The sequence below is a fragment of the Diaphorobacter sp. B2A2W2 genome (assembly GCF_056730635.1).
Genome location: NZ_JBWZOR010000009.1, coordinates 119,349 through 134,278, shown reverse-complemented (window position 1 = coordinate 134,278; position 14,930 = coordinate 119,349). Strand labels below are relative to the sequence as shown.

The following is a 14,930-nucleotide window of genomic DNA, read 5'->3' as shown; positions in this document are numbered from 1 at the left end:
CCACCTTCGGACATCCATGCCCACAGACCGACGACCAGACCGGTTCACGGTCTCTGCAACCATCCAAAGCCTGAATCTCATCGCATTGCTCCTGAGGTGGGCTCGCGTTTCGCCTGCCAAGCCGGTAAAAAACCGTTGTGCAGCCTGGAATCAGAGATCTGCCAGACGCCACACGAAAGACGGAAACATGTTGCCCGATGAGTCCATGCTAAACCCGCATGCTTCCATGGCGTTGAGGCAGGTCAGTAAGTGATGGTGCTTTGATGATTCCGGTGCCCTCCACCATCATCTAAGGTGCGGCGTGATTTGCAGGCGATGTCCACGCGGCCGACTCCCTCACCCTTACACCCTCAATCTTCGTATCGCTGATGCACGTAGGTTCCCGGCGCGGCACAAAGGCCATCGCGCGGTGTCAGCTGACGCGCCAGTACGTCGCGGCCGCTGCCTTTGGCCTTGAGCCAGCTGTCCCAGGCGGTCCACCAGGAGCCCTCGTGTGACCCGGCCGCGACTTCCCATTCTTCCGGCGACAGCCACGGATCACCCGGGCGGCGCACCGCCTCCCGCCAGCGTCGGCCTGCGTGGCAGGGTTCGCTGACGATGCCGGCGTTGTGACCGCCGCTGGTCAGCACGAAGGTGATTTCGGCGTCCGTCAGCTGGTGCAGCTTGTAGACCGAGTGCCAGGGCGCCACGTGGTCCTTTTCGGTGCCCACCACGAACATCGGCTGGTGGACATCGTCCAGCGACACCGGTCGGCCTTCCACGCAGTAGCGCGACTCGGCCAGTTCGTTGTGCAGGTACAGGCGCCGCAGATACTGGCTGTGCATCGCCGCGGGCATGTGCGTGGTGTCGGCGTTCCAGGCCATCAGGTCGTTCGGCCGCAGCGGCTCACCCATCCAGAGTTCGCGCAGCGTGGCCGACCAGATCAACTCGCGCGAGTGCAGGAACTGGAAGCTCCCGGCCATCTGCCGGCCGGTGAGGTAGCCGCGCTCGGCCATCATGTCCTCCAGCAACGCGACCTGGCTCTCGTCGATCAGCACTCCCATTTCGCCGGGCTCGCTGAAGTCGGTCTCTGCGGCCAGGAAGCTCAAGGAAGCGATCGGCGGCAGCGCTTCTGCGCCGCCCACCTGCCCGGGCCGCGCGAGCGCTGCCGCAGCGATGGCCAGCAGCGTGCCACCCAGGCAATACCCCACGGCATGCACCGCCTCGCCGGGCAAGCGCTGCCCGATGGTCGCTAACGCGGCGAACACGCCGAGCTGCAGATAGTCGTCCATGTCCAGCAGCGCGTCGCTCTCGTCCGGGTTGCGCCAGGAGAGCATGAACACGGTGTGCCCCTGGCTCACCAGCCAGCGCACCATCGAGTCGTGCGGTGAAAGATCCAGGATGTAGTACTTCATGATCCAGCTCGGCACGATGAACACTGGCTCTGCGTGCACGGCGGGCGTCGTCGGGCTGTACTGGATCAGCTCCACCAGGTGGTTGCGGTGCACGACGCGGCCGGGGCTCACCGCCACGTCTTCGCCTGGCTTGAAGCGCTGGCCGTGGTCGAACATCTGCGCCAGACCCTGTCGGCGGCGCCAGTCGTCCAAGGCGTGCGCCCAGCCCGCCACCAGGTTGTCCCCGCGACGCCCCAGCGTGCGTGCCAGCACCTCGGGGTTGGCCAAGCCTGCATTGGCCGGTGACAGCATGTCCAGCCACTGGCGCGCAAACATGGCGACGACGTCGCGGTGGTGTGATGTCATGCCGCGCAGCTGGGTGGCGTCGCGCCACCAGCGCTCGGCGTCGAGGTAGTTGCGCACGATCCAAGCGTACGGCCAGGTCTGCCAGGCATCTGCCTGGAAGCGCTGGTCGTCGGGCCGCTCGCTGGCGTCGCGCGGCAAGTGGCTCTGTGTGGCAGCGGCCAGGGCAGCATGGGTGGCCATGCCCAGCGCCTCGCTGGCCAGGCGCGACGCCTGCGCGGGCTGGGTGGCCAGGTGCAGCGCCCAGTCGGTGGCGGCCAGCGCCAGCGTGATGGGCGACAGACCGCCCCAGAGTTTCGCGGCCTGTGCGTGCAGCAGGCCGTCCAGCTCCTCTGCACGCTCACGCGCCTCGTCGGTGGGCTGGACGATCGGACAGGTGGGAACGGTAGTGGTTACTGTGGGATGGGACATGAGGGTGGAGCTGGCAGGTTGTCAGTGCGCATGACCAGCCGCGTGACTGTGGTCGTGATCGTGGTCGTGCGCAGGGGCCGGCACCGGGCCACCGCGGGAAACCTCTGCGGCCCACGATCCGCAGGGTTCGGTGAACGGCACCTGCATCCCCTGCAACGTCACATGGGTGATCTCGAAACGGTCATGCAAGCCATCGGTGGCCGCCTTCAGGAATGCGTCGTCCGGGTGGCTGTCGGGCATCACCAGATGGGCAGTCATGGCCACCTGCGAGGTGTCCATGGCCCAGATGTGCAGGTCATGCACCCGGCTGACACCCGGCAGACCCGCCAGGTAGTCGTGCACCGCCTGAGGGTCCACACTGTCCGGCACGCCATCGAACAACAGGTGCAAGGACTGCCGGAAGAGGTTCCAGGTGCCCACGAGAATCACGGCAGCAATCAGCAGGCTGACCACCGGGTCGAGCCAGACCCAGCCCATCCACAAGGTGAGCGCACCCGCCACCACGACGCCGGCCGACACCAGCGCGTCGGCCGCCATGTGCAGAAAAGCGCCCCGGATATTCAGATCGTTCTCTCGTCCGCGCATGAACAGCAAAGCCGTCACGGTGTTGACCACGATGCCCACACCCGCCACCACCATGATCGTCACACCTTGATTGCCGACCAGCGGGTCGGGCGACATCAGGCGCCCCACGGCCTCCCAGACCAGAGCGCCCATGGCCACCAGCAGCAGGAGTGCGTTGGCAAAAGCCGCCAGGATGCTGCCGCGCTTCCAGCCATAGGTGTGACGGGCATTGGGCTGCAACTTGCCCGCCAGCGCGCCAGCCCATGCCAGCACCAGCCCGGCCACGTCGCTCAGGTTGTGCCCGGCATCGGCCAGCAAGGCCAGTGAGTTGATTTTCCATCCGTAGAAGGCCTCGATGCAGACAAAGGCCAAGTTCAGACCGATGCCGATGGCAAAGGCCTTGTTGAAGTTGGCGGGGGCGTGGCTGTGGTCGTGTCCGGCACTCATTTAGCTTTGGCTTTCCTGCCCGCGAAGGGCTTCACTCAGTTGATCGACCAGTTCGGCCCAGTCTGAATCCTGTAGCAGGGCTTCTCGCAAGAAGCTGGCCTGCGACGGCGACCAGAACGGCGCATCGGGCAGGCTGACGCCATTGGGCAGCGGCGTGTGGTCGGTCAGAAATTGACGGATGGCTGCTGAGCCGTTCGGCAAGCCCAGCTGGGCAACCAATTCGCTGAAGCGGTGAATGGCGGATTCCATGGCGATCTCCGGGACCTCTCAGATCATTTCCAGGGCCAGGGCAATGCCCTGCCCGCCACCGATGCACAGCGTGACGATGCCGCGCTGGAGGCCGTCGCGCTGCATGGAATGCATCAGCCGCGTCGCCAGTACCGCGCCACTGGCGCCGATCGGGTGCCCGTGGGCGATGGCGCCGCCTTCCACGTTCACGACGTCCTCGGCAAAACCCAACTCGCGCAGACAGGCCAGCGTGATGGCAGCAAAGGCCTCGTTGATCTCCACCCGATCCACATCGCTCACTGACCAGCCCGCTCGCGCCAGCGCCTGTCGAACGGCAGGCACAGGCCCCAGCCCGAACAGACCTGGTTCCACCGCCCCCACACCATAGGACGCCAGACGTGCCATGGGTTTGAGGCCGTGTTGCTCGGCCCAGCGGCGCTCGGCCACCACCATGGCCGCAGCGCCCGAGTTCAGGCCCGGAGCGCTGCCGGCGGTGATGGTGCCGTCCTTGCGGAAGGCGGGTTTGAGTCTGGCCAGGGATGCGGCCGTGGTCTCGGGCCGGTTGTGTTCATCTTTGGCAAACAGCGTGGGACCTTTGCCGCCAGGCACCTCCACGGTGGCGATCTCGGCATCGAACTTGCCGGCGGCTTGCGCGGCGGCGAACCGCTGCTGCGAGCGCAGTGCCCAGAGGTCCTGGTCATCGCGCGAGATGTGGTTGCGCAATACCAGGTCTTCGGTGTGCCATCCGGAATGCTGGCCGCTGAAGGCGTCGTTCAGCCCGTCGCAGAGCATGCTGTCGAACATCGTGACATCGCCCATGCGCGCTCCCCAGCGCCCTTGCGGTAGCAGATACGGTGCGCGGTCCATGTTCTCCATGCCGCCGGCAATGGCGCAATCGATCATGCCCGCAGCGATCTCCAGCGCCGCGCTCACGACGCCCTGCGCGCCCGAACCGCACACCCGGTTGACGGTCAGCGCCGGCACTTCCACCGGCAAGCCCCCCGCCATGCCGGCCTGCCGGGCCGGGTTCATTTTCACCCCTGCCTGGATCACGTTGCCCATCACCAGGGTCTGCACCTGATCGGCCTGCAACTCGGAGCGCTTGAGCGTTTCGCGAATCACACAGCCGCCCAGGTCGGGTGCGGGCACATCCTTGAGGCTGCCGCCGTAGGTGCCGATGGCGGTGCGCACCGGGTGACACAGCACCGTTTCAATCTTGCTCATGCCGTTTCTCCTTCAAAGTTGATGAACACATCTTGCAGGTAGTCCCGCCCGGCACGGGCAACGCAAGGCAGATACGAAGCGCCTTCCGGCAGCGCATCCGACGCCTCACTCAGCACCTGTCCCCAGGCCTCCAGCATGCCGTTGGCATCCTGACGTTCTCGCTCACAAACCCAAGCCTTGATATCCCATCCATAACCCATGCACATCGCGACCTCCAGTTAACAGCAAACAGACAGTCAGTCCGCCCGACGCATCACGCCAGCCAAGTCGGTCCCCAGCGTCACCGTGTTGAACACCGTGCCGTACTTCTTGACGTTGTCGTGCAGCAGATCGATGCGGCGGTCCGTTTCGTCGGTATCCACGATGATCTGATAGCGGATGCTCTCCATTTTGGGCGGCACGTCCTGGCGCACACCGTCCACGATCACCTGCACGCCGCGCAGCTCAAACTTGAGGATGGGCACCACGCGCTCGATGCCCTTGATCATGCAGGCGGACAGCGCGGCCAGCAGCAACTCTGCAGGGTTGAAGGCCAGCGGGTTGCCAGCCATGTCGGTGTCCAGCAGTATCTCGGCACTCTTGCATCGCGAGATGCTGCCGTGCGCATCCACGCGGCGCGAGCTCACGTGAAAGCTCAATTTGGTCGAGGTTTCGGTCATGTCATGCCAGCTTAAAAGAGCTATGTCGAGGGTGAATCAGATAGCGACAGTGCTTCAAAGCGCCGCCCTTTTACAGGACACCCCTTTTGCATCCACAGAAGGATGCCGCCGCGCACAGGTTTGACACGCGACATCCCCTTGTCCTGCAGAAACTGGGCCGCTTGGGCACTCTTATTGCCATTGCTGCAAACAACCCGAATATCGCGATCGGATGGCAGCTCGGGCCAGCGCAGGGTCAACTCGCCGAAAGGCAGGTGGATCCACTCAGGCACATCAAAGGCCAGCGCGTGGGCTTCGGTTATTTCACGAACGTCGAGCAACACAGCGCCTGACATAGCGTCCGCACAGGCGTTGGTGGTGCAGATCAGCCCAAGTTCTTTGTTCATACACAGAAGACGGCGACAGCCCCGAAAAGATGCAGGCCAAATCATTGCATCGTGTTGCGATGTGTTCTGTTGGCCGACGCACAGACCGGGCAATGCTTTCACCGACAAGCTGTACAGCTGAGCTCGCTGGCGGCAGTAAGCCCTGCATCTTTTGAACGGCCCCTGCGTCTTCTTTAGCGACCGTCACTCAATCCCACACGAGAAAAGCATGAACGCAAACGACATTCTTGACATGATGCGCAAGGGCATGGGGCAGGTGCCCGCCGCCATCGAAAAATCGGTACCGGTTGATCCGGCGCTGATTCAGGAGCATGTGCGCTCCAAGGCCTTTGCCATGCCAACCGACAACCCGGCGCTGGATGAAGACACCCGGACCCTGATCTACCTGGCGGCTGCGCTCGCGGGCACCAGCCCGGCCTGCGTGAAAGCCATGGCCAACAAGATCGCCCAGCAGGGTATTGCCGCCAACAAGGTGATCGAAACCGTGCACATCGTGCGCCTTGCCATGGCGACCAAAATCATCGGTGACGCGGAGCCGGTTTTCGATGCCTTGGCGCGCCCGGCCTAGTGATGCCGTGACTCACCGCTCGTTCTGACGCCAGCGCCAGAACGGGCGTTGTGGCTTCAGCTGGAGAGCAGCGGCAAGCCCAGACCGAGGGCCATCCACCAGGCGCCGGCCAAGGCCATCACCACAGCGAAACTGCGCCGCCCTGGGAGCCAGCGGGACCATCGAGAAAAACGCGCCACCATGGAGGTAGCGACCGACGGCATGGCGCCCGCCAGCAGGATCAGCACGCTGTGGCCCAGTCCATAGGCCAGCAACAACGCGCCGCCCCACACCATAGAAGCGCCCAGCAAAGCGCCAGATCCGGCCATGGCGAGCGCCGCAGCCAATACGGGTGTGGCGCAGGGGCTCATGACGGTGCCGATCAGCCCGCCCAGCACCAACGCACCCCAGTAGCCCGAGCCCGCCAGCTTTTCTTGCATGCCCATGGGCAGGTTGAACCCACAGCTCGACGCCGAGGTGCGCGAGAGCCACACGCCAGCGCCCAGCACCAGACCGCCCACGACCACCAGCCAGGGGCCGGGCAAAGCACCCATCAGGAACCCCAGGCGGGCCGCCAGCAAGCCCATGACCAGCAAGGCCAGGTTCATGCCCACGACAAAGGCGACTGAAAGCGCCCAGGCCCGTCGCGGGCTTTGCGCCTGACCGCCGACAAAACCCACCGCCACCGGCACCGCCGCCAGCACACAGGGAGAGGCCGAGGTCAAAAGGCCGCCCAGAAATGCGGCGATCAGGCCATCTTCGCCCGTCATGGCGTTTGCGGCACACCCAGGCGCGCCAGGATGTCCTCGGCGCTGATCTTGCCCATGTTCCGCCCGGTCTCACGGCCTTGGGCATCGAAGAACACCTGGGTGGGCATGAGGCGGATCTGGTAGCGGTTGATGTAGTCGCGCTCTTTGAGGATGTCCACGTCGGCCACAGTGATGCGGTCGCCGTGGGACTGCGCCAGCGCCGCGAGCACCGGCTTCATCTCGCGACAGGTGACACAGGCGTTGGCGCCGAATTCGATTACCGCCGGTTTGCCCGCCGCCAGCGCGAGCGCCACCGGGTCGGTGGCTGCGCTCACCATCGGCGCTGCCGCTTCCTGTGCTCGCTGCTGGTACAGCATGATCCCGGCAAGCATGGCCAGCAACAGCCCGGCCGAGCCCCACCATCGGACCTGCTTCAGAGCCATGTTCAGCAGCAGCCCGCTTTGGACGTAGTGTCGGTCCCTGTGCCGCAGCAACCCGCTGCCGAAGCGCTCGGAGCCGCAGCCTCGCCGCCACAACAGGCGATGGCTGCCGGCTCGGGGGCCGCGCTGCCACCACAACAAGACGAGGCCTCGGCCGCTGCTGGCGCCTCGTAGCGGTCGCCGACCACCGGGAACCCCTTGCGCATCCACTTCAGCAGACCATCTTCCATGTTGCTCACCCGGGTGTAGCCGTGGTACTGGAGAAAGTAAGTAGCTTTGAGGCTGCGTGCACCAACCTCACACACCAGGACCAGCTCACGGTCCTTGGGCAGTTCGCCCCAGCGCTGTTCCAGCTCGGAGAGCGGGATGTTCACGATGGCCGGCACGTCAAAGGCCGTACGAGCCACCTCGGCGCGCTCGCGCACGTCCACCAGCAAAGCGCCCTCGCCCACTAGGCGGCGTGTGGTGGTGGGGCAAACCTGTTTTGCTTCTTCCAGCATGGTGTTCTCCTTGAAGTTTCAGGCGGCCAGCCACTGTTCGATCTTCTCGCGGCTGGGCACGCCACCGGCGTGCACGACCTTGCCATTGATCACCACGCCGGGCGTGCTCATGACGCCGTAGCCCATGATGTCGCGCAGCTCTTCGACCTTCTCCAAATTCACTTCAACGCCCTTGGCCTTCGCGACCTGGTCGATCAGCGCGATGGTGTTCTTGCAGTTGGCACAACCCGTGCCCAGTACCTTGATGTCCATGATTTACTCCTGTTCCATTTCGAGATAGGTGCGGTTGGCCAGCTGGGGCAGCCAGACATCCACGTGTTTGAGGTGCTTGAACGGCACCGCGTCGAAGCTCTTGACGGCCGCGCCGATGTCGGTGCCCGCCTCCACCTCCTTGCCCATGTGGGCGCGCAGCGCCTTGAGCAGTGCGCCGGTGTCTTTCTGCGCCTGGGCGAGCGTGGTCACGTTGCCGTGGCCGGGCACCACCACCTTCGGGTTCAGCGCTTCAAGCGCTTCGAAGGTCTTGACCCAGTTCCTGGTTTTGCTCACCGCGTGCAAGCCCAGGATGCGGTCCACGTAAACCACGTCGCCGCTGAAAACGACGCCGCTCTGCGGCAGCCAGACCATGGTGTCGCCCGGTGTGTGGCCACCGCCCCGGTGCACCAGTTGAACGGCCACACCGCCCAGGTCTAGCATCGTGTCGGCATCCTTCAGCCAGCGGGTGGGCAGCACGGGTTCGGTGCCGTCCATCTTTTCTTTCAGCACCGGCGCGTTGGCTTTCAGGTGCTCGGGGCCGCGGGCCTTCATGTCGGCCTCGGCATTGGCGTGGGCCATGATCTCTGCGCCCTGGGCCTTGAAGTAGCCGTTGCCCAGCCAGCGGTGGTCCTGCCCGCCGGTGTTCATGACCCACTTGATGGGCAACGGTGTCACCTTCTTCACGGCTTCCGCAATCTGTTTCGCCCCCTGGAAGCTCGCACCGCTGTCGATCAGCAGCGCGCCTGCGGGTGTGACCACCAGGCCCAGGTTGGCGTTGATCGCCTCGTTCTCGTAGGTGCGGCCTTCGGTGTCACCCACGTAGGCATAGACATTAGGTGCCACGGGTTTGAAGACCACCTCCACAGCCTGGGCAGAGAATGTGAGCGCAGTCGCAAGGCCAGCCAGCAGCCAGCGCTTTGGCGTCAACTTCATCATGTGCAGGCCCTGGTTCAGCAGCACTTGCCGGCTTTGCTGTCTGTGCCGCAGGCGCCCACGGCATCCTTGAGGCCCAACATCTTCATGATGTTGGCCGCAGGGCAAAACCCTGTGAAGCCCATCTGGAACAGGTTGGCACCGACGAAGGCGGTGAGCCAGAGCCAGCTCATCTGGCCGAGGTTGATCTGGCCGGTGAAGTGGGCCAGCGCCAGGCTGGCCATGATCATGAAGCCCGCAAAAATGCTGACGGCGCGGTTGACGGTCATGGAAGTCTCCAGAGGTTGTTGATGGAACGGAATAACCTGGCAAATTCGGGCTCAGGGCTGCTGCTTAAACACTTCTTCCGACATGCGGATGGCGTTGGAACTTCGAAAACGGGCGTCCTCGTAGTTCACCAGGTAGGAAAAGCCCGACTGGTCGATGGCCGACGCGGCTTCCACCGGGTCGAAGGCACCGGCTTTCAGCGACTTCTTGGCGCCGTCGCGCAGCATTTCCAGGTAGCCCAGGCTGTCGGGAATCACCTGGTCCGGCGGCCCCGGTCGCCCGTGGCCGGGCACCACGGTCAGCGGCTTCAGGTCGTCGCGCAGCAGCTTCAGCGCCGCGATCCACTTCAGACCCAGGCCAGGCTGGATGCCCAGCAGGCGCTCGTGGAACACGATGTCGCCAGCAAAGGCGATGCGCTCTTGCGGCAGCCAGACGATGAGGTCGGCCGGTGTGTGGGCACCACCCACGTCGATCAGTTCGATCTGCACACCCTTGACCGGCAGCCGGTAGCGGCGGGCAAAGGTCTCGTCGGGGTAGGCCGCCACGGTGCCGACAAAGCGCTCCCCCACGTTGCGCCGCGCCATGTCCATCTGCTGGAAGCTGCGCGCCTGCTGGTCCTGCTTGCCCGCGTCGGACGCGATCACCCGCGCACCCACCACTTTCTGGAAGTGTTCGTTGCCCAGCCAGCGGTGGTCCTGCCCACCGGAGTTGACCACCCAGCGGATGGGCTTGTCCGTCACCGTGCGCACGGCCTGCACGATGACCTCAGCCCCGGCCTTGGAGCCGCCCGAATCGATGACCACCACGCCGTCGTCGGCCACAATGAAACCGCCGGTCATGTTGTTGCCCAGGTTGCTGGGCGAGCGTTGCGTCAGCTCTCCCACCAGCGCGTAGGCGCGTTCGCCCACCTTCACGGTCTTGAACACCGACTCAGCGGTTTGCGCACTGGCCCACAGGGGCGCGAGCGCCGCCAGGGCGCCCAGCAGGATTGGCCGCCAAACGGTTTTGGATAGGGTGTTTGTCATGTGTCCCGTTTGTTGTTGTATCGCCCGTCGGGCACAGGGTGCGGTCACAGCACCGCGTTGAACACAAAGCCCACGATCAGGATGCCGGTGGCGACCAAGCCCACGAAGGTGGCGATGAGCCGGACCTTCAGCACCTTGCGCAGGATGACCATTTCGGGCAGCGAGAGCGCGATCACGCTCATCATGAAGGCCAGCACCGTGCCCAGTGCAGCGCCCTTGGCCAGCAGCGCCTGCACGATGGGGATCACGCCGGCCGCGTTGGTGTACATGGGCACGCCGATCAGCACCGCCAGCGGCACCGACCACCAGGCGTCCTTGCCCATGAAGCTGGCCATGAAGTCCTGCGGCACCCAGCCGTGGATGCCGGCGCCGATGGCGATGCCGGCCAGGATGTAAGGCCAGACCTTGCCCACGATCTCGCGCACCGAGGCAAAACCCGCCTGGACCCGGTCGGCCAGCGTCGTGCCAGCCGCCTCATAGCCGGCTGACATCTTCGGCATGTCTCGTACCCAGTCCTCCAGATACGCTTCCATCTTCAGCCGGCCGATGATCCAACCCGCCACGATGGCCACCGACAGGCCCAGGCCCAGATAGAGCGCCGCGATCTTCCAGCCGAACATGCCGAACAGCAGCGCCAGCGCCACCTCGTTGACCATGGGCGCGGAGATCAGGAACGAAAAAGTGACGCCCAGCGGCACGCCCGCCTGCACGAAACCGATGAACAGCGGCACCGCCGAGCAGGAGCAGAACGGGGTGACGATACCGAGCGAAGCGGCCATCACGTTGGCCGCGCCTTCGGTGCGCCCGGCCAGCAGCGCGCGTGTTCGCTCGGGCGTGAAGTAGCTGTTGACCATGCCCATGACGAACACCACGCCAGTGAGCAGCATCAGCACCTTGGGGGTGTCGTAGATGAAGAACTGCAGCGCACCGCCCAGATGGCTTTGACGATCCACCGGCAGCGAGGCCACCAGGGCTTCAGAGGCTGGCATCAGCGACTGGTACAGGCCCCACCAAACGGCGGACGCGAGGGCGAGGAAGACCACGGGCTGCTGCTGCGGCCAACGATATAACTTGGATGTGAGGGTGCTCATGCCCCAGAAGACGGGGCAGCCTCTCAAAAGATGCAGGCGGGCGTGAAAAAAAACCTGCGTCTTGTCAGATCAGCCTGGATCGCCGGTCTGGGACTTGCTGCAGGGTTTCGCGCTACCCTCAGCCAGCGGCGCACGAGGCACAAAATCGTCCACGCGCCCGACGTCGTCAAACGACACCTGGCAGGCCGTGGTCATGCGTTCGCGCATGCGTTTGCGGGCACGCTGCACACGGGATTTCGCCGCGGGCAGGCTCAGGTTCTTGAGCCGGGCAAAGTCCCCCTGCTCCATGCCTTGCAGGTCGCATAGCTCGATGGCCTCGCGGTCCTGCGGGTCCAGTTCAGACAGGACCCGAGGCAGGCAGGCTTCGGCCAGCGTGTCCACCGGGTCGGTCTGCTCGACAGGTGCTGGAAGCTCGTCCAACCCCTCGGGTAAAGGCAAGCTTTCGCGCGATACGCGCAGGCGATCGGTGAGGGTGTTGCGGGTGATTTCAAACAGCCAGGCTCGCGGCTGCTCAATGGCATCGAAACGGTCCCCTTGTTTGAGGGTCTTGAGAAACACGTCCTGCAGCAAGTCGTCCACATCACTCTTCACTGGCGCGCGCGACAGCAGCCAGCGGCGCAACTCGACTTCGTGGCGGGACCAGACAGACAACAGGGTGTTCATTGTGAAATCAGCAGGGCTGAGCCAAAGCGGTTGGGCTCGAACGGTGGGCAGAACACGGACTTCAGGCCGTGATCGAGAGCTTTTTCATTTTCTCCCACAAGGTCTTGCGGCTGATGCCCAGCACCTCGGCGGTCTTCCCGACGCTTCCTTCGCAGTGCGACAGCGCTTTGCGGATGTGCGTGCGCTCCACACCTTCGAGAATGATCTGCAGTGGCTCAATGGGCTCTGTGTTGGCGCCGTTCTGCGGTGCGTTCGCGCTCTCCAGCGCCAGGGGCGTGTCGAGCAAGCCCCCGTCGCTCATCACCAGGGCTTGCTCCAGATAAGAGCGCAGCTCACGGACATTGCCGCGCCATTCGCGTCCCATGATGTCACGCAAAAAGGTTTCGGACATTGCCAGCGGTCGCCCCTGCTCCAGCACCAGCGACGCCAGCAGCCGCTCGGTCAGCCAGCGGATGTCTTCGGGGCGCTCCCGTAGGGGCGGTAAGGCGATCTTGATGACCGCCAGACGGTAGAAGAGGTCTTCGCGGAACTTGCCCGCGCTCATGTCGGCGTACAGATCGCGGTTCGTCGCCGCAAGAATGCGAAAGTCGCTTTGTGTGGTGCGCTCGGCGCCGAGCCGGAAGAAGCACTTCTCCTGCAAGGCCCGCAGCAGCTTGGCTTGCATGCTGGCTGGCAACTCCCCCACCTCATCGAGGAACAGGGTCCCGCCGTTGGCGCGCTCCAGATAGCCTTTGTGTGCCCGCATGGCGCCCGAGAACGCCCCCTTCTCGTAGCCAAAAAACTCGGCCTCCATCATGGTTTCGGGGATGGCCGCGCAGTTGACCGCCACAAACTCACCCCTCCCAGAGCGCGGGTCCAGCTTGTGGATCAGCTGGGCGGCGACCTCTTTGCCTACCCCGGATTCGCCCGTGAGCAAGGTGGACACACGCTGGCTCGCCACTTTGTGCACCATGGCCTCGACGCGTCGCATGGCGGGCGAAATGCCCAACACCGCAGTGTCTTCTGCGACCGGCGCCACCGACACCGCCGCGTGCACCATGGCCACCAGGTTTTCGATGTCAAAGGGCTTGGTCAGGTACTCCCGGGCGCCCGCTCGCACTGCTGTGACCGCGTCGTTGACGCTGCCATACCCGGTCAGGAAAAACCAGGGCAAGGCCCGAAGGCTGGCGGGCAGATCCACAAACCATTCGGTGGCCAACCCATCTGGCAGGCGCACGTCGCTCACGATGGCCGACGGATGTCGCTCCACAAGCTCTCGGGCCTCGGCCAGCCGACGACACCAATGCACGCGCAGTCCCTCCAGCTCGAATCGCTGGACCAGCGACTCGCCCATGATCGCGTCGTCTTCGATAACCAGAACCGTGTTCATGTGATTTTCTCCGGGGCCTCTCTGTTGGGCACTTGAAAAACCAGCCGGGTCTGGCCGGTCTCGGCAGCGTCAAGGCGAAACTGGCCGCGAAGGTGGCTGGCCAGTTCCTGGCAGACCCAGAGCCCGAAGCCCCTGGGATCGCGCCCGCTTTCCGCCGCCAAGGTGCTGCGAAAGCGCTCTTCGCTCAAGGGGGCGCCACTGTTGGTGACGCTGAAAACCATCTCCACCTCGTCGGCCTTGAGTTCTGCCTGGATCGACCCATGTTCCCCGGCCGCCTTGAGAGCGTTGAGCAGCAGGTTGAGCATCACCTGCCGCAGGGGGGCTGATGGCACGCGCAACGCGGTATCGACGTCAACACTTGTGGCAATGTCCACCTGCAACTTGGCCGCGGTGCCTTGCACCAGGGTCAGGATGTCGTCAAGGTCACCGGGCTCCAGCGGGCGGTCGTCCATGCGGGCCTGCGGCAACAGGGCCGCGACCGTGGTGCGAATCTGCTGCAGCCCGCGATCAATGAGGTCGATGGTGCGGGCGCGGATCTCGCTGGAGCCACCATGCAGGCGCAAAGTCTGCGTCGCCGTCAGCAGGCCCGCCAGCGGATTGTTGATCTCATGGGCCACTGCCGCTGTCATGCGGCCCACGGCAGCCAGGCGCTCGGCCGACAGCGCCCGCTCTTCGGCCCATTTGTTTCGCTCCAGCTCCCGCATGAGCTGGGCAATGGCCTCGCCAATGCGAGCCAGTTCCGGGTCGGAGGTCTTGGGCACCTGGGTACGCAACAGGCCGGGGTCTTCCCGGCCGATGCGTTCGATCAAAGTGACCAGTCGCTCGACGGGTTTCGTCATGCGCTGCCCGACCCACCAGCCCATGGGCACCAGCAAGGCCACAGCAAGAGCAATACCGATCAGAGCGGTCTGGGCCAGCGATGCCCAGTCTGGGACGAACACCGCCGCGTCCACTTCCATCAGCACGAAGCCCAGGGTTTGACCGTCTTCGCTGCGGATCGGGTCCAACAACAGCACCGATCCGTCGCTCTGCTCCACCCGCTGCTTCGTGTCGATTTCCGAGGGCATCGGCAGGGCCTGGCCGTGCCTGGTCTCGCCGAGCAGCGGGCGGCCTGTCTCCAGCTGGGCGGGGGCCGACGCGGCAAAGACCCTGCCTTCGGTATCCAAAATGGCCAGTCGTGCATGCCCTTCAGCGGCGCCGGGAATCAGTTCTGCGGTGTCCCGCAGCAGCGAAAAAACCCGCCAGGTGTCGTCCGCCACCAGCATGGGGCGGACCTGCGCGATGAGCAGCACCACGGCCCGGTCGAGCAGAGAGAGTGTCACTTGCCGGGCGTTCTGGGCCGACACCCGTGCGGTGACCGAGGTCACGAGCAGAGCCGCGATCAGCACGGCCAACGACAGACCCAAGGGGATCTGCACCCGGTAAGGCAAACGCCTGAG

At 64.6% G+C, this 14,930-nt stretch carries 19 protein-coding genes; 1 reads left to right on the top strand and 18 read right to left on the bottom strand.

The features are described 5' to 3' along the window. Nucleotides 1-350 precede the first annotated feature (350 nt). Genes AC1PPL_RS14955 through AC1PPL_RS14925 form a run of 7 tightly spaced genes read right to left on the bottom strand, consistent with a single transcriptional unit; the run spans nucleotide 351 to nucleotide 5,655 of the window. A complete protein-coding gene (locus tag AC1PPL_RS14955; protein WP_479973616.1) occupies nucleotides 351-2,147 on the bottom strand; it encodes a PHA/PHB synthase family protein in 1,797 nt (598 codons plus the stop codon). Between the two features lie 21 nt (nucleotides 2,148-2,168). Then, a complete protein-coding gene (locus AC1PPL_RS14950) occupies nucleotides 2,169-3,158 on the bottom strand; it encodes a cation diffusion facilitator family transporter (RefSeq protein WP_479973615.1) in 990 nt (329 codons plus the stop codon). Continuing rightward, entirely contained in the window at nucleotides 3,159-3,407 is a 249-nt protein-coding gene (locus AC1PPL_RS14945; protein ID WP_479973614.1) for a DUF2789 domain-containing protein, read from the bottom strand. 18 nt (nucleotides 3,408-3,425) lie between these two features. Continuing rightward, nucleotides 3,426-4,610: a thiolase family protein gene (locus AC1PPL_RS14940; RefSeq protein WP_479973613.1), complete on the bottom strand. Its 1,185-nt coding sequence runs from the start codon at nucleotides 4,608-4,610 to the stop codon at nucleotides 3,426-3,428. Beyond that, nucleotides 4,607-4,816: a hypothetical protein gene (locus AC1PPL_RS14935; RefSeq protein WP_479973612.1), complete on the bottom strand. Its 210-nt coding sequence runs from the start codon at nucleotides 4,814-4,816 to the stop codon at nucleotides 4,607-4,609. Before AC1PPL_RS14935 ends, AC1PPL_RS14940 begins: the two co-directional genes overlap by 4 nt. A 30-nt stretch (nucleotides 4,817-4,846) precedes the next feature. Beyond that, complete coding sequence (locus AC1PPL_RS14930; RefSeq protein WP_479973611.1) at nucleotides 4,847-5,269, bottom strand: OsmC family protein; 423 nt, start codon at nucleotides 5,267-5,269, stop codon at nucleotides 4,847-4,849. Nucleotides 5,270-5,289: 20 nt separating this feature from the next. Beyond that, a complete protein-coding gene (locus tag AC1PPL_RS14925) occupies nucleotides 5,290-5,655 on the bottom strand; it encodes a rhodanese-like domain-containing protein (protein WP_479973610.1) in 366 nt (121 codons plus the stop codon). A 232-nt stretch (nucleotides 5,656-5,887) separates the two neighbouring features. Between AC1PPL_RS14925 and AC1PPL_RS14920 the strand changes: the two genes are divergently transcribed. Further along, complete coding sequence (locus AC1PPL_RS14920) at nucleotides 5,888-6,223, top strand: carboxymuconolactone decarboxylase family protein (protein WP_479973609.1); 336 nt, start codon at nucleotides 5,888-5,890, stop codon at nucleotides 6,221-6,223. Nucleotides 6,224-6,279: 56 nt separating this feature from the next. On the opposite strand, the gene AC1PPL_RS14915 is transcribed toward AC1PPL_RS14920, so the two are convergent. The 11 genes from AC1PPL_RS14915 to AC1PPL_RS14865 form a co-directional block, all read right to left on the bottom strand. After that, nucleotides 6,280-6,972, bottom strand: a complete 693-nt coding sequence (locus AC1PPL_RS14915) for a cytochrome c biogenesis CcdA family protein (protein WP_479973608.1) — start codon at nucleotides 6,970-6,972, stop codon at nucleotides 6,280-6,282. Further along, a complete protein-coding gene (locus AC1PPL_RS14910) occupies nucleotides 6,969-7,394 on the bottom strand; it encodes a thioredoxin family protein (RefSeq protein ID WP_479973607.1) in 426 nt (141 codons plus the stop codon). Before AC1PPL_RS14910 ends, AC1PPL_RS14915 begins: the two co-directional genes overlap by 4 nt. Before the next feature lie 2 nt (nucleotides 7,395-7,396). Further along, nucleotides 7,397-7,891 carry a rhodanese-like domain-containing protein gene (locus AC1PPL_RS14905; RefSeq protein ID WP_479973606.1) on the bottom strand — a complete coding sequence of 165 codons (495 nt, stop codon included), beginning with the start codon at nucleotides 7,889-7,891 and terminating at the stop codon, nucleotides 7,397-7,399. Nucleotides 7,892-7,909: 18 nt separating this feature from the next. Next, complete coding sequence (locus AC1PPL_RS14900; protein WP_479973605.1) at nucleotides 7,910-8,143, bottom strand: thioredoxin family protein; 234 nt, start codon at nucleotides 8,141-8,143, stop codon at nucleotides 7,910-7,912. A 3-nt stretch (nucleotides 8,144-8,146) separates the two neighbouring features. Further along, a complete protein-coding gene (locus AC1PPL_RS14895) occupies nucleotides 8,147-9,076 on the bottom strand; it encodes an MBL fold metallo-hydrolase (protein WP_479973604.1) in 930 nt (309 codons plus the stop codon). Nucleotides 9,077-9,093: 17 nt separating this feature from the next. Continuing rightward, entirely contained in the window at nucleotides 9,094-9,345 is a 252-nt protein-coding gene (locus AC1PPL_RS14890; protein WP_479973603.1) for a YgaP family membrane protein, read from the bottom strand. A 51-nt stretch (nucleotides 9,346-9,396) separates the two neighbouring features. After that, the gene (locus tag AC1PPL_RS14885; RefSeq protein ID WP_479973602.1) at nucleotides 9,397-10,368 is read right to left on the bottom strand and encodes an MBL fold metallo-hydrolase; all 972 of its coding nucleotides are present in this window, start codon (nucleotides 10,366-10,368) and stop codon (nucleotides 9,397-9,399) included. Nucleotides 10,369-10,412: 44 nt separating this feature from the next. Next, complete coding sequence (locus tag AC1PPL_RS14880; protein WP_479973601.1) at nucleotides 10,413-11,459, bottom strand: permease; 1,047 nt, start codon at nucleotides 11,457-11,459, stop codon at nucleotides 10,413-10,415. A 69-nt stretch (nucleotides 11,460-11,528) separates the two neighbouring features. Continuing rightward, nucleotides 11,529-12,122, bottom strand: coding sequence for a sigma-70 family RNA polymerase sigma factor (locus tag AC1PPL_RS14875; RefSeq protein WP_479973600.1), 594 nt, complete (start codon nucleotides 12,120-12,122; stop codon nucleotides 11,529-11,531). 61 nt (nucleotides 12,123-12,183) lie between these two features. After that, nucleotides 12,184-13,491 (bottom strand): sigma-54-dependent transcriptional regulator, encoded by a 1,308-nt coding sequence (locus AC1PPL_RS14870; protein WP_479973599.1) that lies wholly within the window; start codon nucleotides 13,489-13,491, stop codon nucleotides 12,184-12,186. After that, nucleotides 13,488-14,879 carry an ATP-binding protein gene (locus AC1PPL_RS14865; RefSeq protein WP_479973646.1) on the bottom strand — a complete coding sequence of 464 codons (1,392 nt, stop codon included), beginning with the start codon at nucleotides 14,877-14,879 and terminating at the stop codon, nucleotides 13,488-13,490. Before AC1PPL_RS14865 ends, AC1PPL_RS14870 begins: the two co-directional genes overlap by 4 nt. Between the last annotated feature and the right edge of the window lie 51 nt (nucleotides 14,880-14,930).